The organism is Cupriavidus sp. GW822-FHT02D05, from assembly GCF_058802485.1.
Window position 1 is genome coordinate 25,437 of the sequence record NZ_JBXAOE010000007.1, and the last position, 20,240, is coordinate 45,676.

The 20,240-nt window shown below is 66.3% G+C and carries 22 protein-coding genes; 14 read left to right on the forward strand and 8 right to left on the reverse strand.

The genetic code is table 11. The features are described from left to right. Positions 1-13: 13 nt before the first annotated feature. Together AC1RQK_RS10990 and AC1RQK_RS10995 are read right to left on the reverse strand one after the other, a co-directional pair. Positions 14-838 carry an IclR family transcriptional regulator gene (locus AC1RQK_RS10990; RefSeq protein ID WP_492809131.1) on the reverse strand — a complete coding sequence of 275 codons (825 nt, stop codon included), beginning with the start codon at positions 836-838 and terminating at the stop codon, positions 14-16. Continuing rightward, positions 838-1,620, reverse strand: a complete 783-nt coding sequence (locus AC1RQK_RS10995; RefSeq protein WP_492376233.1) for an IclR family transcriptional regulator — start codon at positions 1,618-1,620, stop codon at positions 838-840. Before AC1RQK_RS10995 ends, AC1RQK_RS10990 begins: the two co-directional genes overlap by 1 nt. Positions 1,621-1,836: 216 nt before the next feature. Here AC1RQK_RS10995 and AC1RQK_RS11000 point away from each other — a divergent pair, with 216 nt between their 5' ends. From AC1RQK_RS11000 to AC1RQK_RS11025, 6 genes are all read left to right on the forward strand, one after another. Further along, positions 1,837-2,994: an acyl-CoA dehydrogenase family protein gene (locus tag AC1RQK_RS11000; RefSeq protein ID WP_416049155.1), complete on the forward strand. Its 1,158-nt coding sequence runs from the start codon at positions 1,837-1,839 to the stop codon at positions 2,992-2,994. A 65-nt stretch (positions 2,995-3,059) separates the two neighbouring features. Further along, positions 3,060-4,037 (forward strand): Bug family tripartite tricarboxylate transporter substrate binding protein, encoded by a 978-nt coding sequence (locus AC1RQK_RS11005; RefSeq protein WP_492376232.1) that lies wholly within the window; start codon positions 3,060-3,062, stop codon positions 4,035-4,037. 54 nt (positions 4,038-4,091) lie between these two features. Further along, on the forward strand, positions 4,092-5,333 hold the full coding sequence (locus tag AC1RQK_RS11010) for a CaiB/BaiF CoA transferase family protein (protein ID WP_492376231.1): 1,242 nt from the start codon (positions 4,092-4,094) through the stop codon (positions 5,331-5,333). A gap of 82 nt (positions 5,334-5,415) precedes the next feature. Then, positions 5,416-5,619, forward strand: a complete 204-nt coding sequence (locus tag AC1RQK_RS11015) for a hypothetical protein (protein ID WP_043347764.1) — start codon at positions 5,416-5,418, stop codon at positions 5,617-5,619. Positions 5,620-5,708: 89 nt separating this feature from the next. Then, positions 5,709-5,930, forward strand: a complete 222-nt coding sequence (locus tag AC1RQK_RS11020) for a hypothetical protein (protein ID WP_253927639.1) — start codon at positions 5,709-5,711, stop codon at positions 5,928-5,930. A gap of 117 nt (positions 5,931-6,047) precedes the next feature. Continuing rightward, the gene (locus AC1RQK_RS11025; protein ID WP_043347757.1) at positions 6,048-6,332 is read left to right on the forward strand and encodes a hypothetical protein; all 285 of its coding nucleotides are present in this window, start codon (positions 6,048-6,050) and stop codon (positions 6,330-6,332) included. A gap of 130 nt (positions 6,333-6,462) precedes the next feature. On the opposite strand, the gene AC1RQK_RS11030 is transcribed toward AC1RQK_RS11025, so the two are convergent. After that, positions 6,463-7,734: a serine hydrolase domain-containing protein gene (locus AC1RQK_RS11030; RefSeq protein WP_492387192.1), complete on the reverse strand. Its 1,272-nt coding sequence runs from the start codon at positions 7,732-7,734 to the stop codon at positions 6,463-6,465. 202 nt (positions 7,735-7,936) lie between these two features. On the opposite strand from AC1RQK_RS11030, the gene AC1RQK_RS11035 reads away from it, so the two are divergent. Together AC1RQK_RS11035 and AC1RQK_RS11040 are read left to right on the forward strand one after the other, a co-directional pair. Then, on the forward strand, positions 7,937-8,164 hold the full coding sequence (locus AC1RQK_RS11035; protein WP_150983206.1) for a hypothetical protein: 228 nt from the start codon (positions 7,937-7,939) through the stop codon (positions 8,162-8,164). Positions 8,165-8,292: 128 nt separating this feature from the next. Further along, complete coding sequence (locus AC1RQK_RS11040) at positions 8,293-8,577, forward strand: hypothetical protein (RefSeq protein ID WP_043347749.1); 285 nt, start codon at positions 8,293-8,295, stop codon at positions 8,575-8,577. Between the two features lie 518 nt (positions 8,578-9,095). On the opposite strand, the gene AC1RQK_RS11045 is transcribed toward AC1RQK_RS11040, so the two are convergent. The 4 genes from AC1RQK_RS11045 to glpK form a co-directional block, all read right to left on the reverse strand. Further along, a complete protein-coding gene (locus tag AC1RQK_RS11045) occupies positions 9,096-9,482 on the reverse strand; it encodes a hypothetical protein (RefSeq protein ID WP_043347745.1) in 387 nt (128 codons plus the stop codon). A gap of 98 nt (positions 9,483-9,580) precedes the next feature. Next, the gene (locus tag AC1RQK_RS11050; protein WP_492376099.1) at positions 9,581-9,955 is read right to left on the reverse strand and encodes an MliC family protein; all 375 of its coding nucleotides are present in this window, start codon (positions 9,953-9,955) and stop codon (positions 9,581-9,583) included. A 123-nt stretch (positions 9,956-10,078) separates the two neighbouring features. Further along, entirely contained in the window at positions 10,079-11,683 is a 1,605-nt protein-coding gene (locus AC1RQK_RS11055) for a glycerol-3-phosphate dehydrogenase/oxidase (RefSeq protein WP_492809136.1), read from the reverse strand. Between the two features lie 111 nt (positions 11,684-11,794). Next, positions 11,795-13,357, reverse strand: coding sequence for a glycerol kinase GlpK (gene glpK, locus AC1RQK_RS11060; RefSeq protein ID WP_492376101.1), 1,563 nt, complete (start codon positions 13,355-13,357; stop codon positions 11,795-11,797). Positions 13,358-13,495: 138 nt separating this feature from the next. Here glpK and AC1RQK_RS11065 point away from each other — a divergent pair, with 138 nt between their 5' ends. Further along, a complete protein-coding gene (locus AC1RQK_RS11065) occupies positions 13,496-14,362 on the forward strand; it encodes an NUDIX hydrolase (protein ID WP_492376102.1) in 867 nt (288 codons plus the stop codon). Between the two features lie 29 nt (positions 14,363-14,391). Beyond that, positions 14,392-15,258: a formyltetrahydrofolate deformylase gene (gene purU / locus AC1RQK_RS11070; protein ID WP_043347737.1), complete on the forward strand. Its 867-nt coding sequence runs from the start codon at positions 14,392-14,394 to the stop codon at positions 15,256-15,258. A 127-nt stretch (positions 15,259-15,385) separates the two neighbouring features. Here the strand turns inward: purU and AC1RQK_RS11075 are convergent, their stop codons facing one another. Beyond that, a complete protein-coding gene (locus AC1RQK_RS11075) occupies positions 15,386-16,153 on the reverse strand; it encodes a DeoR/GlpR family DNA-binding transcription regulator (protein ID WP_150983211.1) in 768 nt (255 codons plus the stop codon). Positions 16,154-16,309: 156 nt separating this feature from the next. Between AC1RQK_RS11075 and AC1RQK_RS11080 the strand changes: the two genes are divergently transcribed. The 4 genes from AC1RQK_RS11080 to AC1RQK_RS11095 are packed head-to-tail and all read left to right on the forward strand — an operon-like array spanning position 16,310 to position 20,234. After that, positions 16,310-17,410, forward strand: coding sequence for an ABC transporter ATP-binding protein (locus AC1RQK_RS11080; RefSeq protein WP_492809137.1), 1,101 nt, complete (start codon positions 16,310-16,312; stop codon positions 17,408-17,410). A 1-nt stretch (position 17,411) separates the two neighbouring features. Further along, on the forward strand, positions 17,412-18,518 hold the full coding sequence (locus AC1RQK_RS11085) for an ABC transporter ATP-binding protein (RefSeq protein WP_492376104.1): 1,107 nt from the start codon (positions 17,412-17,414) through the stop codon (positions 18,516-18,518). Continuing rightward, positions 18,515-19,408, forward strand: coding sequence for a carbohydrate ABC transporter permease (locus AC1RQK_RS11090; RefSeq protein ID WP_492376105.1), 894 nt, complete (start codon positions 18,515-18,517; stop codon positions 19,406-19,408). The genes AC1RQK_RS11085 and AC1RQK_RS11090 overlap by 4 nt, the downstream gene beginning before the upstream one ends. Beyond that, a complete protein-coding gene (locus AC1RQK_RS11095; RefSeq protein ID WP_492376106.1) occupies positions 19,401-20,234 on the forward strand; it encodes a carbohydrate ABC transporter permease in 834 nt (277 codons plus the stop codon). The genes AC1RQK_RS11090 and AC1RQK_RS11095 overlap by 8 nt, the downstream gene beginning before the upstream one ends. Positions 20,235-20,240: the final 6 nt, after the last annotated feature.

Here is a 20,240-nt window from a genome sequence, read left to right on the forward strand (position 1 = left end):
TGTTCGGGCGTACTCACCGCATCCCCTGCAGCCTTTCCACGTTTCGCACCAGATCCATCAGCCCCGGCGCGACTTCCCGCTCGCGCGCGGCGAATGGCTTGGCTTGTGCTGATACCCCGCAGTTGAAGATCAGCCATTGCGAATCCACCGGCCGGAACAGCGGCACGGCAAAGGCATGGACATCGCTGCGCCATTCGCCACGGTTCACGCAGTAGCCCTTGGCCTCGAAATCCTGCCGCAGGCGCAAGATCTGTGGCTGGAAGCGCAGGAAGGCATCGGGGTCTTGGAGGCGCAGGCGATTGAGCACGCTTTCACGCTCTTCGGCGGGCGCCTTGCATAGCCAGGCCTTGCCGATCGCGGTGGTGAGCATGGGCAGCGCGGCGCCGATGTCCGGCACCGCGACAAGGCTGTCGGTGGAGCGGGCGGTCTCCACATAGATCATCTGCGTGCGGTCGCGCATGCCTAGCGATACCGCACCGCCGACGCGGTCGGCGAGCTCTTTCATCAACGGCCGGGCGATCTGGCGGATATGCATGCTGGCTAGCAGCGGATAGCCGAGCGAGAGCACGGGCGCGCCGAGCCGGTACTTGGCTTGCGCGGCGTCGCGCCGCAGGTAGCCGAGCACGGTCAGCGTGTGCGTGAGCCTTGCCACGGCTGATCTCGACTGGCCGGTGCGTTGTGCAAACTCCTTGTTGCCGAGCAGGGATTCGCCAGGGCGGTAGGCCAGCAGGATATCGATGCCGTGCGCGAGCGTGGTGGCGAACTGGCGATCGCCGGTGTCGCGCTCGTCGCCTACGGGCGTGCCGCGCGATCGGCCGGGTGAGGGCGCCGATGCCATCACGCGATCCCCAACGACGCTTCCACGCGCCGCACCATCCGCAGCAGGCGCGGCCCCATTTCGCGTTCGAGCTTTCGTGGTGTCATCCTGCCGCCTGGCACCCCGCAATTGAAGACCAGCACCTCGCCGTCGATCTCGGCACGCATCGGCACGGCCACGGCATGCACGTCGCGCTGCCATTCCCCGCGCGACAGGCAGAAGCCAAGCGTGGCGAAATCGTGCGCCGCGGCTTCCAGCGCGGTGGCGTGCGCCTGCCATTGCGCGGCGTCGCTGGCGCGTAGCGCCGCCAGCACCGGCTCGCGCTCGTCGGGGGATGCCTGGCACAGCCAGGCGCGTCCGATGGCGGTGGGGAGCATTGGCAGCGATGCGCCGATATCGGGCCGGAAGGCGATGGCGTCGTGCCCGCGGCTGGTCTCCACGTAGACCATTTGCAGCCGGTCGCGCAGGCCGAGCGAGACCGAGCCGCCCACTTCGTCGGCGAGCTGCTTCATCAACGGGCGCGCAAGCTGCCTGACCTTGAGGCTGGCCAGCAGCGGGTAGCCAAGCGAGAGCGCAGTGGAGCCCAGCCGGTAGCGGCGCAGATCGGTGTCGTAGAGCAACAGGCCGCGTGCCGCCAGCGTGTACGTCAGGCGGCTGATGGTGGCCTTGGACAGCCCGGTGCGCTCCGCCAATTGCTTGTTGCTCATGACCGTCTCTCCCACGCGAAAGCACTGCAGCAGCGCTAGCCCGTGCGCCAGCGTGGTGGCGAAGGCAGGGTCCGGGTGATGGGGGCGGAGCGGCATCTGGCGTGAGAGAAAAGCGGTTCAAAGGCGGTTCAAAGGCGGCGCATGGGCTGCATCGCAGGGCAGTGGTACGCATCCATCATAGCCATCGCCGGGCATTCCGGGCACGCCTCGCGTTCAAGATAGCGAAACATCGATCCGCTTTTCTGGCACGGGTTGCTACGCTGGTTTCCACGCAGCCGATCCCGGCCGCACTTACCGGATGGAGCAAGACTGATGATCAGGGAACCGGACGCCTTTCAAGCCTTTCTGGCCGAATTGCGGCGTTTCGTGCGCGAGCGGCTGGTGCCGCGCGAGGCCGAGGTGGCCGCGCTCGATGCCATACCCGAAGCGCTGGTAAAGGAAATGGCCGAGCTGGGCTTGTTCGGCTTTTCGATTCCCGAGGCGTACGGCGGCGCCGGCATGACAACCGAGGAACTCGTGCTGGCGGCGCTGGAGTTGTCACAGTGCTCGGTGGCCTTCCGCGCGCGGGTGGGCACCAATACCGGCATTGGCTCGGAAGCGCTGGTGGCGGATGGCACGCCCGAGCAAAAGCGCCGCTACCTGCCTTTGCTCGCCAGTGGCGAGCTGACCGGCTCGTTCGCGCTGACCGAGCCGGAGGCCGGCTCGGATGCCACGGCGCTGACGACTTCCGCGCGGCGCGACGGCGACCACTATGTGCTCAACGGCACCAAGTGCTTCATCACCAATGCGCCCATCGCAGGCTTGTTCACCGTGATGGCACGTACCGATCCCGCGCGTAGCGGGGCGGCCGGCATCTCGGCGTTTATCGTGGAGCGCGGCACGCCGGGCCTGACCACCGGGCAGCCGTATCGCAAGATGGGGCAAGAGGGCTCGCCGGTCTCGGAGGTGCACTTCAACGATTGCCGCGTGCCCGGCGCCAACCTGATCGGAGGCGAGGAAGGGCAAGGATTTCGCACGGCGATGAAGGTGCTCAACAAGCAGCGCATCCATCTGGCGGCGCTGTGCACGGGGCCGGCCATCCGCATGCTGGACGAAGCGATCCGCTTCGTCACCGGGCGCCAGCAGTTCGGCCAGCCGTTGGCGGAGTTCCAGCTGGTGCAGGCAATGATCGCCGATTGCCAGACCGAGATCTTTGCTGCGCGCGCGCTGATCATGGAAACGGCGCGCCAGCGCGATCGCGGCGAAGACGTGACCATGCAAGCCTCGATGTGCAAGTACTTCGCCTCCGAGATGTGCGGGCGCGTGGCGGATCGCTGCGTGCAGATGTTTGGCGGCTACGGCTATATCGCGGACTTCGGCATCGAGCGCTTCTATCGCGACGTACGCCTGTTCCGCCTGTACGAAGGCACCAGCCAGATCCACCAGCTCAATATCGCCAAGCGCACGCTGGCGCAGGCCGCGGCGAGCTGATCACGAAAGCGCAGAACAGCCGCCGGCCAACTTGCCAGGCGGCGTCATTCCTTCAAGGAGACACCATGTTGAAAACCTTGCTTGCAGCGGGCTCCGTCCTGCTGACCCTGCCTGGGCTTGCGCAACCGGCGCTGGCCGAGGCAAGTTATCCGGCCAAAGTGATCCGCCTGGTCGTGCCGTTCCCGCCGGGTGGGTCCACCGACACGCTGGCGCGCTTGCTGGCCGAGCAATTGAAGGAAGAACTCGGCCAGACCGTGGTCGTTGAGAACAAGGCAGGCGCTGGCGGCAATATCGGCGGCGATGCGGTGGCCAAGGCTGCGCCCGATGGCTACACGCTGCTGCTGGCCGCGGCCGGTCCCACGGTGATCAACCCCAGCCTTTACGCGCGCATGTCCTATGACCCCCTGCGAGACCTCGCACCGGTCACGATGCTGGCGCGCGAGCACAACCTGATGGCGGTCAACCCGTCGGTGCCTGCGCACAACCTCAAGGAGTTCATCGCCTATGCCAAGAGCAAGCCCGGGCAGCTCAGCTTTGGCTCGCCGGGCAACGGCACCACGGCGCAACTCGCGGGCGAGCTGCTGAACCAGTCCGCCGGCATCAAGCTGCAGCACGTACCGTACAAGGGCAGCGGCCCCGCGGTGGCCGACCTGATCGCCGGGCATATCACGCTGATGATCGACAACATGCCGGCGTTGCTGCCGTTTGTGCAATCGGGCCGCCTGCGTGCCCTGGCGGTGGCCAGCGACAAGCGCGCCAGCGCCTTGCCCGATGTGCCGACGGTCGAGGAGGCCGGGCTCAGGGGCTATGTGGTGACCGCGTGGAAGGGGCTGATGGCGCCGGCTGGCACGCCGCGCCCGATCATTGCCAAGCTGCATGATGCGACAGCGAAGATCCTGGCCAAGCCCCAGATTCGCAAGCGCCTGGTGGACCTCGGCGCGGAGCCGGTAGGCAACACGCCCGAGCAGTTCGCCGCGCTGATCCGCAGTGATACGGCGTGGTGGGCCGCGCTGGTGAAGTCGACTGGAACCACGCTCGACTAAGCACGCTGCCCTGAGCCAATTTCCAACACACCAGAACATCGCCTCGGCACCCGCATGAACCACATAGATCAAGACGCGCCCGCCGCGCAGCAGAACGGACCGCTCGCCGGCGTGCGCATCCTCGACATGGCCACGGTAGTCGCCGCGCCATTTGCCAGCACGCTATGCGCGGACATGGGCGCGGAAGTCGTCAAGCTCGAGTTGCCCGATGGCACCGATCCGCTGCGCGGGCTCGCGCCGGTGAAGGGCAAGCTGCCGCTGTACTGGAAGGTCACCAATCGCGGCAAGCGCGGCATCACGCTGGATGTGCGCAAGCCGCAAGGACGCGCGCTGTTTCTCAAGATGCTGCCGCGGTTCGATGTGCTGGTAGAGAATTTCCGCACTGGCACGCTGGATCGCTGGGGCCTCGACGCCGAGACCTTGCACGCAGCCAATCCGCGCCTGACGATCCTGCGCCTGACCGGCTTTGGCCAGACGGGGCCGTATGCGGGGCGAGCCGGCTTTGCGCGCGTGTTCGAGGCGATGAGCGGGTTCACCAACCTGGCGGGCGATCCGTCGGGCTCGCCGATGCACATGAACTATCCGATGGGCGACATGGTGGCCGGGCTGTTCGGCGCGTTCTCGATCGCAGCCGCCGTGGCCGACAGCCGGCGCGCGCACGCGCATGGCAACGAGGCGCGTGGCCGCGAGATCGACCTGTCCGCCACCGAGGCACTGTTCCGCCTGCTGGAGCCACTGGCAGTGGAGTACGAGCAACTGGGGCAGGTGCGCCAGCGCGCCGGCAATCGCGCCACCTACACCGCGCCATCGAATATGTACGCTACCGCGGACGGGCACTGGGTTTCGCTCGTGGCGTCATCGGACCCGATCTTCCGCCGGCTTTGCCATGCCATCGGCAAACCTGCCATGGCCGACGATCCGCGCTATGCCAGCAACCCGGCGCGCGTGCGTCATCTCGATACGCTCGACGCCATCGTCAAGACCTGGTTTGCCGCGCATGACGACGAAGCCGTGGCGCGGGCGCTGGGCGCGCACGAGATCCCGTTCAGCAAGATCTTCACCATTGTCGATATCCTGGAGGATCCGCATTTCCAGTCACGCGGCGCGGTCGTCCGCCTGCCCGACCCCGATCTCGGCTCGATTCCCGCGCCCTGCGTGGTGCCGAGGTTTTCCGGCCATGCGCCACCGGCACCCCGCAGCGGCCCCGCGGTGGGCGAGCACAACGCGGCGTTCTACGCCGAGCTTGGCCTGACGCCGGCCGATCTGGAAACGCTGCGCGAACTGCAGGTGGTCTGACAAGCGCGGTGCACCGGCGTTGCGGCAGCCTCGTGCGCAACTCGTGCTACAGTGGCCTGATCCGATTCTCCGGAGGAGCATCATGGCTAAGGATTCCACGCCGCATCTTCAGGCAATTGTCCAGACAGCGCCGCAGGCCGGGCGCTATGTGTGGGTGATCACGCTGGTCGACTTCGCTGCGCAGATGGTCAAGCGCACCATTGTTTCGGACGATACCTTCACCACCTCGGACGCGGCGCGCGTGGCTGGCGACGCGCAGCTCAAGGCGATGGCGGCGGATAAGTAGCCGCTACGCGCGCCATGGGAAAGCGCAGCATTGACACTGTCGGCGCGCAGCGGCCCGCTCGCTGACTGCATGTGCAAGGCGCGGGAGCGATGATGAGCATGTGCGAGGCCTGTGCGCAGATACGGCCCGGCTCGACCGGTGGCACGGGGCATCCCCGGCTGCTTCTGACGGATACGCAGCGCATCAAGCCGCGTGGCCAGCCCGCGATCACCTTTGCCACCTACACCTGTGCCGATTGCGGCTGCCGCTGGCGCCATGAGAGCGACAAGAACGGCAAGGGGCCGGGTTGGTCGATACAGCCGGCAGACTGACGCGGCCCGATTTGCCTGAAAGCATTCCCGCCACCGCCTGGCAACAGGGCGGGGCGAATCCGTGGCGGTGCGGCGCCGGCCGCATCCACCCATCCATCATCGACAGGGGAGCGCAAGTTGGACACTGGACCTTTCACCCGCTACAAAGGCTTCGATCTCTACCCGCTGATCTATCGTCACCAGGCGGAACGTACCTGGCCCGAGCGCCGGCCGGATCGCAGCTTCAACGCGTCGGTGGTGATCTGCCGCGAAGGGCATGAGCCGGGGACCGAGCGCTCGCGCGTGTTTCGCCTCAGCGCCGCGCCCTGGGACAATATCGGCACCGCGCGCCGCGGCGCCGTGAAGTTCGGCGAGGACATCATCAACGGCCTGGTGCCGGGCGAGTCCGTTGCTGCGCTGTAGGGCGGCCTTGGGGGCGGTCAGGCGCGGCAGGCACGCCAGCCGCGGTGGCAGCGGGCGGCCACCGCGGCGCTTCATCACGGCGCTATGGCGCTATGAAGTCATGGGCTCATGGGCTCATGGGCTCATGGGCTCATGGGATCATGGCGCTGTACACCGTGTTCCTGAACCACGCGCGGTAATACTCGCGCTGCCCCGGCGCCTGCATCATCCAGATCGCCACGGTCTTCTCCTTCGGGTCGACCCAGAAGTAGGTGCCCCCGACCCCGCCCCAGTAGTAGTCCCCGACCGATCCCGGCGTGGCCGATTCGCCGGTGCCCGTGCGCGTGCCGAACCCCAGGCCAAAGCCATAGCCCGGCCCCGGCAGGTAGGCCGCGCCGCGCGCCAGGGAACGGGCGCCCACGATGCCAAGGTGGTCGGCCGTCATGTAGGCGACCGTCTTGGGCGATAGCAGGCGCACCCCGTCGATCTCGCCGCCATTGAGCAGCATCTGGGCAAAGCGGAAGTAGTCGGCCGCGGTCGACACCAGGCCGCCGCCGCCCGATTCAAGCTTCGGGGCGCGGCGCACGTCGATCAGCCCGACCGGCACCTTGCTGTCGGGATCGACGGCAAAGGGCTCCGCAATGCGGCCTTGTTGTGCCGGCGGAACCCAGAAACCGGTGTCCTTCATCTGCAATGGCGCAAAGATCCGCTGCTGCAGATGCGTGGCCAGCGTCTGGCCCGACACGCGCTCGAGCAGGGCGCCCAGGACATCGGTGGAGCGGCTGTATTCCCACGTGGTGCCGGGCTGGAACTGCAGCGGCACCTTGGCCAGACGCGCGATGAACTCGGTATTGCTTTGCTCGGTGGCATCCACGTCCAGCCGCTTGTATTCCTCCTTGACAAGCGACTTGCCGAACACGCCGTAGGTCAGGCCAGACGTGTGGCGCAGCAGGTCCTGCACGGTCATTTCGCGCTGGGCGGGCACCAGTTCCAGCACGGGCTTGCCGGCAGCGTCGATCTTCTCCACGCCAACGCGCAGGTCCTTAAGCTCGGGCAGGTACTTCGACACCGGGTCGGCCAGCTGGATGCGGCCGTCCTCGACCATCATCATGACTGCCACCGAGACGATCGGCTTGCTCATCGAGTAGATGCGGAATATCGAGTCCGGGCGCATCGGCACCTTGCCCGCCGCGTCCTGCCAGCCAATGGTCTGCGTGTTGACGATGCTGCCATTGCGGGCCACCAGGTAGACGGCGCCGGGAATGCGCCCTTGCGCGACATCGGCACGCACGCGCGCGCTCATGCTGTCCAGTTGCGTGGCGGAGAAGCCGGTCGTGAGCGGTGCGGTATTTTGCGTGTTGGCCGGGGCCGCGCAGGCAGCCAGCAGTGCGACCGCCAGCGCAGGCAAAGTGCTGCGTATCATTTGTCTCATCCTTTGTCTTATCGTTGTCTTGGCAATGTCTTATCGATGCAGCCTCGGTGTGGCACCGATGTGGCATCGGGAAGGGCTCGATTGCTGCAAATGCAAGGTGATCATCGCATGCGGGTTGGCGCGCGTGAATCGAGGCTCACCCGAATCGGGCCGCGCGCCATGCTACGATCCCGACAAATCATCGGAGGTGAAGATGTCAAAACACGTGTTCACTCGCAGCCAGTACCTGGCCATCCTCAATGAAAGCCTGAAGAACGACCCGAGGTGGAAGCCAGGCATGGCCTTTGTCTTTCATCCGTTGGGCGCGGACGAAGCCAGCGCGACCGGTGTCGGGTGCACCGGCCCCGACGAGGCGCTTCCCGTCTATGCGGAGATCGAGCGGGTGGCGGCGGATTTGATCGAGGTGAGGCAGGCGCGGTAGGGGGCTGGCGCGGTGACGCCATGCAGTGCCGGCCAGGCGTGCATCGCGTCATGTGCACGTCGGAAAGGTGGGCCTTCCCGCCGACCTGCGTACAATACCGCCCCAGACAGACTCTAGCGGAACAAGCCGTGAAAAAGACCGACCTCGAAAAGAACAAAGCGTTGAAGCTCGCAAACAGCCTGAAGCTGTCCGCGGCAGTCCGTGCCGGCCGTGATACCGGCCCGGCCAAGGTCGATCGCCGCGAACAGCGCCGGCTCGACCAGGAACAAGGCCTGGTGCCGTTTGCATGCAAGCTGGATGCCGAACTGGTGAAGCGCCTGCAGGCACTGGCGCCGGCACACGCCGGTGGCATGAGCGGCCTGCTGAAAGAAGCGCTGGAACGAGGCCTGCCGCAGGAAGACGCGGCAGCCTGATTGCAGCGCGCTGGGCCGGGTGGGCAAGAAGCACTGGTTTGTGCCTTCTTGTCCACGCAAACGGTGTGGTGCGCAGGGCCGTAGCAAACAGAAGCAAGCAAAACGCCCGCTGGGTTTCAGCGGGCGTTTTGCTTTTGCTGTTTTGCTTTGAGGGAAGGGGGGTCTCCCGGATGCCGTTCCTGTGTGAGCGAGGGCAAAACCTCAATGCACGAACAGCCAGATCAGCAGCAATACGAAGGCAGGGACACCGAGCAGCCAGGCGAGAATGTAGGGCATGATTTCCTTCCTTTCCTATCTGTTTTCCACGGTTCCACTATAGGCACGGCCGTTCTGGCAGGGTGTCCGGCGGTTTCCGCTTGCGGTGTAGGACTGGGCTGACGGGGGCGGGAAAGACTCGGGGCAGTGCGGTTGCCCGCGGCGAGGCACGCCAGGGCGGAGGGAACGGAGCGGCCGCGGGGACCGCTCCAGGGGATCACAGCCTTATGGCCGTCATCCCTTCGGGGTGGAGCAAAGGGCGCTCAGTCCTCTTCGCCTTCTTCCGAGTCGAGGAAATCGCGGCGAAGCATCCAGTTTTCGATGGCCTCATCGCAGATTTTCTTGAGCTTTTGCTTCTCCGGCACTTTGTCGAACAGCTCAAAGTTCACCAGCGCGATGCCGGCGTCGGAGATGTAGAACAGGCGGCCGGGCTCGTCGTAATGCACGATGCGCCCGTCGATGCCGCTTTCCTCGCTGTCGACCGGCATGTCTTCCAGTTCGACTACCCGGCAGGTGAAGCGGGGCGCGCGGGTGTGGGTCAGATATTCAAATTCGTCATGCATGACCTCGCCGCCCTTGGGCGTAAAGATCGCGAAGCCCCAGATAAAGCGGGGCATCGGCAGATCGGACAGATCATCAATCTCGTCCATGGTGTTCTCCCTGATTCGATAACCCGCATTATCGCTCGGCCAGGGCACAAGCACCAAAATGTTCTGGCGATGACCTGCTCGGGCGCTGCTCCGGAGCCCTATTTCGCTGCGTGGCAGTTGGCGTAGGCCGGTGGCGCGCTCTCGCCCTTGGTCAGGTCCTGCAGCATGCCTTCGTCGCCCTTGGTGATCCACAGATACGCGCCATGCGCATAGCGGGCGCCCGAGCCGGTCAGCACGCTGACAAAGAGCAGCGGCTTGCCATCCAGCCGCAAGATGGCGATCTGGTTGTCGGTGCTGTTGAAATAGCGCGCCGTGACCTGCTTGCCGTCTTCGCACTGGTAGCGCACGGCACGGGGCGGGTCGAAGCGCACGCCGTCGATGCCGGGCTTGGCCATGGCGGGGGCAACGGCCAGGCCGATGGTGGCGGCGATGGCGCAGGTAGTGAAGCGACGCAGGGGCGAACGAAGAGGCATATGGTTTCCTTGTTGGCTAGCTCGGTAGCAAGATGCCGATGGCTGATGAGGCGGCCCAGGTCGTGACTGGCGTACTCCCCGCGGCACGCGCGGCGGGGTGGCGTCCCTGCCGCGGGTTGTCGCTCAGGCCAACATATAGCCGCTTGCCAGCTCCCGGAAGCTGGCTACCTCGACCGCTTGCCAGGCGGCGTCGTGCCCATGCTCCTCGGCCAGGATCTCGGCCACCCGCGGCGCTGCCGCGCTCGCGGCGCTGGCTTCCAGGAACAGGGCGCGATTGCGGCGCGCCAGCACGTCCTCGACTCGCCGAGCCAGTTCGAAACGCGCGGCAAAGCGCACATGGGCGGCGGTCAGCCCGGCGCCGGGCACGAGCATGTCGTCGTTGCCGGGCAGCGTGTGCAGCATGCCGACCTCGTTGCCGTAGTAACGGTCCGGCGAGCCGCTGCCGGGCGCGGGCAGGTTCGCGGGCAAGCCCTGCGCGCCGTGCAGCGGCAGATCTGCTGTCACGCAGGGCGCGGCCGGCAGCATCTGGCGCTGGATGGCCGTGCCCACCACGTCCTCGGCCATCTTGCGGTAGGTGGTCCACTTGCCGCCGGTGACGGTGATCAGGCCGGCCTTGGACACCAGGATGGTGTGCTCGCGCGAGAGCGAGGCGGTGGAGGCTTCGCCGGTGGCCTTGACCAGCGGGCGCAGGCCGGCCCAGACGCTGGTCACGTCGGCGCGGGTTGGCGCGCGCGACAGGTAGCGCGTGGCGGTCTCCAGGATGAAATCGACGTCGTCGGCGCCGGCGCGCGGCTCCAGCGGCAGGTCCTTGCGCGGCGTATCGGTGGTGCCGATGATGGTGTGGCCGTTCCAGGGCACGACGAAGAGCACGCGGCCGTCATCGGTCTTGGGGATCAGGATGGCACGGTCGCCGGGCAGGAAGCTGCGCGGCAAGGTCAGGTGCACGCCCTGGCTGGGGGCCACCATGCTGCGGGCCTGGCCGTCTTCCATCTGGCGCACGGCATCCACCCACACGCCCGTGGCGTTGATCACGCAGGACGCCTTCAGGTCGAAGCTGGCGTCGCCCAGTACGTCCTTCACGGTGACGCCGTCGATCACCCCGTTGCGCTGCGACAGCCCGCTCACGCGCAGGTAGTTGATGGCCGTGCCGCCCACGTCAAACAGCGTGCGCATCAGCGCGATGGCCAGGCGGGCGTCGTCGAACTGCCCGTCGAAATACAGGTTGCCGCCGCGCAGGGGCCGCCCACCCACGTGCTCGGCCAGGGTCGGCGCCGCTGCCAGGGTTTCGCGGTGGTTGAGCCAGCGGCTGCCGGACAGGTTGAGGCCGCCGGCCAGCATGTCGTATAGCTTCAGGCCGATGCCGTAGAAGGGCTGGTCGAACAACTGGTAGGCCGGCACCACGAAGCCGAGCGGCCACACCAGGTGCGGCGCGTTGCGGGCCAGCAGGCCACGCTCATGCAGCGCCTCGCGCACCAGGCTGATATTGCCCTGCGCGAGATAGCGCACGCCGCCGTGAACCAGCTTGGTTGCCTTGCTGGAGGTGCCCTTGGCGAAGTCGGCGGCCTCCACCAGCAGCGTGCGGTAGCCGCGCGAGGCGGCGTCCACCGCCGTGCCCAGGCCGGTGGCGCCGCCGCCGATGACGATGACATCCCACTTAGGCTCGCGCTCCAGGGTGGCGAGCAGGGTGGCGCGGTCGGGCGGCAGGATGGGGGTGTGCAGTGTCTGCATGATTCCTTGTTTGGTGCGAATGCGTGTCGCGGTGTTGCTTGTATGTACTTTTGTACTTGCCGTGTAGGCTTGTGTGCCTTGTGTGGCTTGTGCGCTGCGCTCAGCTCGCGCTCAATTTGTCGAGTGCGGTGGCGCGCCATCTTCCCGCGCCCAGTCGCGTGCGCGCTCTACCGCGCGATGCCAGCGCCAGAGCCGGTACGCGCGCGCGTCGGCGCTAAGGTTGGGCTCGAAGCGATGCTCCACCTGCCACTGGCTGGCGATCTCGTCCTCGCCGCTCCAGTAGCCGGTGGCCAGTCCCGCCAGGTAGGCCGCGCCAAGCGCCGTGGTCTCGGTCACGCGCGGGCGAACCACGGCCGTGCCAAGCAGGTCGGCCTGCATCTGCATCAGCAGGTCGCTGCGCGATGCGCCGCCGTCCACACGCAGTTCGGCCAGCGAGATGCCGGCATCTTTCTGCATGGCGTCCAGCACGTCCACGCTCTGCAGTGCGATCGACTCCAGCGCGGCGCGGGCAATGTGCGCTCGTCCGGTGCCGCGGGTCAGGCCGACCAGCGTGCCGCGCGCGAACGGATCCCAGTGCGGCGCGCCCAGGCCGGCAAAGGCCGGCACCAGCACCACGCCTTCGGTGTCGTCGCACTGGCGCGCCAGCGGCTCCACCTCGGGCGCGCTGTTGATGATCTGCAGCCCGTCGCGCAGCCACTGGATGGTGGCGCCGCCCATGAACACGCCGCCTTCCAGGCAATATTGGGTGCGGCTGGCGGGCGGCGTGGTGCCGCCCAGTTGCCAGCCAATGGTGGTGAGCAGGCGATTGTGCGAAGTGACCGGCTGCGATCCCGTGTTCATCAGCAGGAAGCAGCCCGTGCCGTAGGTATTCTTGGCCATGCCCGGGGACAGGCAGGCCTGGCCGTAGGTAGCGGCCTGCTGGTCCCCGGCGATGCCGGCAATGGGGATCTCCGCGCCAAACAGCCGCAGCGCCGTGCGCGCCACCTCGCCGCTGGAGGGCACCACCTCGGGCAACAAGCTGCGCGGGATGTCCAGCAGGTCGAGCAAGTCATCATCCCACTGGAAGGTGTGGATGTTGAACAGCATCGTGCGCGACGCGTTGGAGACATCGGTGACATGGCGCTTGCCGTCCGTCAGCTGCCAGATCAGCCAGCTGTCGACCGTGCCGAACGCCAGCTCGCCACGCGCCGCGCGTTCGCGCGCGCCCTCGGTGTTGTCGAGCATCCAGCGCAGCTTGGTGCCGGAGAAGTAGGCGTCGATGATCAGGCCGGTCTTGTCGCGGAACAGCTCGCCATGGCCGTCGGCCTGCAGCGCCTCGCACATCGGCGCGGTGCGGCGGTCCTGCCAGACCAGCGCGCGGCCGATGGGCTCGCCGGTCTGGCGGTCCCACAGCACGGTGGTCTCGCGCTGGTTGGTGATGCCGATGGCGCTCACCTGGCTGGCCGCGACGCCGGCGTCGTTCAGCACCTCGTGGGCCACCGCCAGCTGCGACTGCCAGATCTCGTAGGGATCGTGCTCGACGTGGCCGGGGTGCGGGTAATATTGGCGGAATTCGCGCTGCGCGACCCGCGCCACGTTGCCGGCGTGATCGAACAGGATCGCGCGCGAGCTGCTGGTGCCCTGGTCGAGCGCCAGCACGAATTGCGGCAGGCCCGAAGGCTGGGTTTGCTTCATGCGTCTTGTCCTGGATTGACTGCTTTTACCACTACATTAACCACTACATTAACCACTACATTAACCACTACATTAACCACTACATTAACCATTGCATTGACCATTGCAGGCGTGCCTTGCCGGCCGCCGGGATCCTTCATGTCCGATACCTTGCCCGATAGCGCCAGCCAGAACCCCGTCGTGTCCCGCGTTGCCGCCTCGCTGGCGGCGCGCAGCCGTTTCGATGCCGGCGCGCATTTGCGGCTGACCGTGGCAGGCCGCCAGGTGGGCTGGCTGCCGCGCGCGCATGCGCAGATCCTGCGCGCGCAGGATACGGTGCCGGGCGTGCTGGGCGAGCCGCGGGGTGGCAGCGTGGCGCTGCTGCCGGACTGCGGCGATGCTTGCACTCGCAGCGCGGCGCTGAAGGTGCTGGCGCACTGGCTGGCGGATGCCGGCCATGTGCGCGGCTGGCGCGACGAGCTGTTCGCCGTCACGCCGGAACTCGCGGCGCCGGCCTTCGCGGTGATCGAGCGCGCGGCCGCGCGCTTTCTCGGGCTGCTGACCTTTGCCTCGCACATGAACGGCGTCATTGCCGGCGCGCGCGCGCTGTGGATTTCACGGCGCAGCGCCGCCAAGGCGGTCGACCCCGGCATGTGGGACAACCTGGTGGCTGGCGGCATGCCGCACGGCAGTGATCCGCTTGCCACGCTGGTGCGCGAGTGCGACGAGGAGTCAGGCATTGCGCCCGTGCTGGCGCAACGCGCCGAGGCGCATGGCGTGATCGAAGTGCTGCGTGAAATCCCCGAGGGCGTGCAGTGGGAGGCCGTGTACGTGTACGACCTGTTGCTGCCGCCGGATTTCGTGCCGCATAACCGCGACGGGGAGGTGGCCGAGCACCGCCGTATCGAGCCGGAGGCATTGCTTGCTATCATGGCGGATGGCGCCATGACGGTCGACGCGACCCTGGTGACGCTGGATGCGCTCAATCGCCGCGGCTGGAGCGCCCCCGGCATCCCCCGCCCTTGATCGGCGCGCACTAGACAAAACCACACACGATGAGCAATACCGGATTCATTCTCACCATTTCCTGCCCGGATCAGCCTGGCATCGTCCATGCCGTCTCGGGCCTGCTGTTCCAGCACGGCTGCAATATCGTCGACTCCGACCAGTACGGCGATGAGTTCACCGGCCGCTTCTTCATGCGTGTGCATTTCACGCCGGCCGCCGGCGGCCCGGACCTGGCCACGCTGAAGACCGCGTTTGCGCCGATCGGCGATCAGTTCGCCATGCAGTGGGACTTGTTCGATGCCAGCGTCAAGCCGCGCGTGATGATCATGGTGTCGAAAATCGGCCATTGCCTGAACGATCTGCTGTTCCGCGCCAAGGCCAGCGGCCTGCCGGTGGAGATCGCCGCCATCGTGTCGAACCACCGCGATTTCTACCAGCTTGCCGCGTCGTACGATATCCCGTTTTTCCACCTGCCGATGATGAACGCCTCGGCTGAGCAGAAGGCCGCGCAAGAGAACAAGGTGTTCGAGATCGTGCGCGAGCAGAACATCGACCTGGTGGTGCTGGCGCGCTACATGCAGGTGCTGTCCGACGACCTGTGCCGCAAGCTGGCCGGCCGCGCCATCAATATCCATCACTCGTTCCTGCCCAGCTTCAAGGGCGCCAAGCCTTACTATCAGGCGCACGACCGCGGCGTGAAGCTGATCGGCGCGACCGCCCACTACGTGACCGCGGCGCTGGACGAAGGCCCGATCATCGAGCAGGAAATCGAGCGCGTGGACCACAGCATGGATCCCGAGCAGCTCACCGCGGTGGGGCGTGACGTGGAGTGCGTGGCGCTGGCGCGTGCCGTCAAATGGCATGCCGAGCACCGCATCCTGCTCAACGGCCACAAGACCGTCGTCTTCAAGTAAGACCTCCGGCAAGTCCCTAAGCGAGTCCTTAGGCAAGCCACTCAGCAAGCCCTTCGCCAGGTGCCCGGCGGCAGTCGCGCCGGCACCGCCTCGCCCGCAGGGGCGCCTGCGCCGTGGCTGGCCGCTCTCAGGCCTGCGCGACCACACAGCGCACTCCGCTTTCTTCCAGCATGCTCTCGAATGGCGGCTTCAACGGCTCATCGGTGAACAGCCGGTCGATCTCCGAGACGTGCGCCAGTTCCACCATGGCCTGCCGGTTGAACTTGCTGGCGTCCGCCGCCAGCCAGACTTCGCGCGAATGCTCGATGATGGTCCGCGCTACCTTCACTTCGCGAAAATCGTAATCGCGCAGCGTGCCGTCGGCCTCGATGCCCGAGATGCCGATCAGGCCGATATCCACCTTGAACTGGCTGATGAACTCCACCGTGGCCTCGCCCACGATGCCGCGGTCGCGCGAGCGCAGCACGCCGCCGGCGACGATCACTTCGCAATCGGGGTTGTCGGCCAGGATGCTCGCCACGTTCAGGTTGTTGGTGATCACGCGCAGGCCGCGGTGATGCATGAGCTCGCGCGCGATTTCCTCGACCGTGGTGCCGATATTCAGGATCAGCGAGCAACCCTCGGGCACGGCGCTGGCCACTGCGCGCGCAATGCGGGCCTTGCCCTCGGCATTGAGCCCCTGGCGCTGCCGATAGGCGATGTTCTCCACCGTGGAGCCCTCCACCCGCACACCGCCGTGAAAGCGCGCCAGCATGCCGCCTTCAGCCAGCAGGTTGACGTCCCGGCGCACGGTCTGCAGGGTCACCCCGAACTTGCGGGCAAGTTCGTCGATGGAAGCGAAGCCCTGGCTGCGAACCTCTTCCAGCAGGGCGGTCTGGCGTGGATTTAGCGTCATGCCGGCATTCTAGTTCAAACACAAACGAAAACAAATGATGCGGTGCATGATTGTTTTATTTTCGTTTTTGCTCTAAAACGAGCGGGAAGCAAGGATTTGTGCGTTTGCATCATTGCGGTATATGTGATGTATGTGGCATTCGGAATCGGAGACTCGATGCAGCTCAGATTGGAAGGCATCGCCCAGCAAGCAGGTTCGCAGGCGTATCTATATCCCATGTCGCTGACGCCCGTGCCGGGCGCGGTGACCATCCTGCTAGGAGCCACCCAGGCCGGCAAGACCTCGCTGATGCGGGTCATGGCGGGGCTGGACCGGCCCAGTGCCGGCCGCGTCGAGGTGGACGGCGTCGACGTGACCGGCATGCCGGTGCGCGAGCGCAACGTCTCGATGGTCTACCAGCAGTTCATCAACTACCCGTCGATGACCGTCTTCGACAATATTGCTTCGCCGCTCAAGCTGCGGCGTTCCAAGGATATCGATGGACAGGTGAGGGCGCTGGCCACCCGCCTGCATATCGAGCACCTGCTCGAGCGCTTTCCCGCCGAGCTCTCCGGCGGGCAGCAGCAGCGCGTGGCGCTGGCACGCGCGCTGGCCAAGGGCGCGCCGCTGATGCTGCTCGACGAGCCCCTGGTCAACCTGGACTACAAGCTGCGCGAAGAGTTGCGCGAGGAACTCACCCAGCTTTTCGCGCATGGCAATGCCACCGTGATCTATGCCACCACGGAGCCGGCCGAAGCGCTGTTGCTGGGCGGCTATACCGCGGTGCTGGATGCCGGCGAGCTGTTGCAGTACGGGCCCACGCCAGAGGTCTTCCACTATCCCGCCTCGCTGCGCGTGGCGCGTGCTTTCAGCGATCCCCCCATGAACCTGATGGCCGGCAGCCTGCTGGCCGGCGCGGTCACGTTGCCTGGCGGCGTTGTGGTCCCCTTGCCCGGGGCCGTGGAACAAGGCGGCACGGTAACGGTCGGGGTGCGGGCCGGTGCGCTGCGCCTGGACGCCGTGCCCGGCTCGGTGCCGGTGGCGGGCCGGGTGGCGCTGGCCGAGCTGTCCGGGTCGGACACCTTCGTGCACATGGATTCCCCGGTTGGCAACCTGGTGGCGCAGTTTCCGGGAGTGGTCGACTTGGAACTGGGCGCACCGCTCACGCTGCACCTGGATCCCGCGCAGCTCTACCTGTTCGACGCAGACGGCATGCGCATTCATGCGCCAAGCCGGCCGTTGAAGGTCGCCCCCGCCACTGCCGAGCTGGGAGCCTGAGATGACACGCATCGACCTCGAGCTGTCCCATTCATACCGTCCCGATCCGCAAGCGGATGAGGACTACGCGCTGCTGCCGCTGAAGTTCACGTTCAATGACGGCGGCGCCTACGCCTTGCTCGGGCCCTCCGGCTGCGGCAAGACCACCTTGCTCAATTGCATTTCCGGCTTGCAGCGGCCATCGCATGGCACCGTTTCCTTCGATGGCCGCGACGTGACAGCAGCCACGCCGCAGGCGCGCAACATCGCCCAGGTGTTCCAGTTCCCGGTGATCTACGACACCATGACGGTGGGCGAAAACCTGGCCTTCCCGCTGCGCAACCGCGGCGTGCCCGCGGCCCAGGTGAAGGAGCGCGTGGGCCGCGTGGCCGAGATGCTGGACCTGTCCGCATCGCTGGACCGGCGCGCCAGCGGCCTGGCGGCCGACGCCAAGCAGAAGATCTCGCTCGGGCGGGGCCTGGTGCGCCAGGACGTATCGGCCATCCTGTTCGACGAGCCGCTGACCGTGATCGATCCGCACCTGAAATGGCAGTTGCGCCGCAAGCTCAAGGAGATTCACCACGAGTTCCGGCTGACGCTGATCTACGTCACGCATGACCAGACCGAGGCGCTCACCTTTGCCGACCAGGTGGTGGTGATGTCGCGCGGCAGGGCGGTGCAGGTGGGGCCGGCCGATGCGCTGTTCGAGCGCCCGGCGCATACCTTCGTTGGCAACTTCATTGGCTCGCCGGGCATGAACTTCCTGGCAGGGGCATGGCGCGATGGCGCCATCGAAATTGCCGGTCGGCGCTATATGCCAGAGTTCGCGCCGACCGTCGCCACGGCCTTGCAGGCGGCCGGCAGCTTCAAGGTCGGCGTGCGCCCCGAGTACCTGCGCCTGGCCGCGAGCACCGATCCGCAGGCCGTGCCCGCACGCGTGGAGCGCGCGCAGGACATTGGCACCTACTGGCTGGTCACCGCCACCGTGCAGGATGCCAGCGGCCACGCTGCCACCGTGCGCGGCCGGCTCGGCAACGAGGGCGCGGCGCTGCGGGCGGGCGAGACCGTGTGGCTGTCCGTGTTCAACCGTCATACCTGTTACTACGTCAACGAGGAGCTGGTGGCATGAGCACGCTGAAGCCCGTCAACCAGAAGGCCTGGCTGCTGGTCATCCCGGTGGTCCTGTGCGTGGCGTTCTCTGCCATCCTGCCGCTGATGACCATCGTCAATTACTCCGTGCAGGACATCATCTCGCCCGAGCGGCGCGTGTTCGTCGGCACCGAATGGTTCCGCACCGTGCTGCGCGACGGCGAGCTGCACGACGCGCTGCTGCGTCAGCTTGGCTTTTCGCTGGCGGTGCTGGCGGTGGAGATCCCGCTGGGCATCCTGCTGGCGCTGTCGATGCCGGCCAAGGGGGTGAAGGCGTCGGCGGTGCTGGTGGTGATCGCGCTGTCACTGCTGATTCCATGGAACGTTGTGGGCACGATCTGGCAGATCTTCGGGCGCACCGACATCGGCTTGCTGGGTGCGGGGCTTGCCGGCATGGGCTTTGCCTACAACTACACCGGCAGCGCGGTGGACGCGTGGTTCACGGTGCTGGTGATGGACGTGTGGCACTGGACGCCGCTGGTGGCGCTGCTGTGCTACGCCGGCTTGCGCGCGATTCCCGACGCGTACTACCAGGCCGCGCAGATCGACGGCGCCTCGCGCCTGGCGGTGTTCCGCTATATCCAGCTGCCCAAGCTGCGTGGCGTGCTGATGATCGCGGTGCTGCTGCGCTTCATGGACAGCTTCATGATCTACACCGAACCCTTCGTGCTGACCGGCGGCGGGCCTGGCAATGCGACCACGTTCCTGTCGCAATACCTCACGCAGAAAGCCGTGGGCCAGTTCGACCTGGGCCCGGCCGCGGCATTCTCGATCGTCTACTTCCTGATCATCCTGCTCATGTGTTTTATTCTCTACAACTGGATGCAGCGCGCGGGCACCGCCGGCAGCGAGGACATGCCCAATGCGTGAAGCCAAACGTGAAGCCAAGCAAAGCGCCACTTACTGGCGTGCAGTCTTCCTGGTGGTGTACCTGGTCTTCGCCATCCTGCCGATCTACTGGATGCTGAACATGTCGTTCAAGTCCAACGAGGAGATCGTTTCCACGCTGTCGCTGTGGCCCAACGATTTCACGCTGGAGCACTACAAGACCATCTTCACCGATCCGTCCTGGTACTCGGGCTACATCAACTCGATGATCTACGTGGCGATGAACACGGTGATCTCGATCACAGTGGCGCTGCCCGCGGCCTATGCGTTTTCGCGCTACCGGTTCATCGGCGACAAGCACGTCTTCTTCTGGCTGCTGACCAACCGCATGACGCCACCGGCGGTGTTCCTGCTGCCGTTCTTCCAGCTCTACACCACCATCGGCCTGATGGACACGCACCTGGGCGTGGCGCTGGCGCACCTGGTGTTCAACGTGCCGCTGGCGGTGTGGATCCTGGAGGGCTTCATGTCGGGCGTGCCGCGCGAGATCGACGAGACGGCCTATGTGGATGGCTATTCCTTCCCGCGCTTCTTCATCACCATCTTCCTGCCGCTGATCAAGGCCGGCGTGGGCGTGGCCGCATTCTTCTGCTTCATGTTCAGCTGGGTGGAGCTGTTGCTGGCGCGCACGCTGACCTCGGTCAACGCCAAGCCGATCGTTGCCACCATGACGCGCACGGTGTCGGCCTCCGGCATGGACTGGGGCGTGCTGGCCGCGGCCGGGGTGCTCACCATCGTGCCCGGCGGCATCGTGATCTGGTTTGTGCGGCACTACATCGCGAAAGGCTTCGCGATGGGCCGCGTGTAAGGAGAG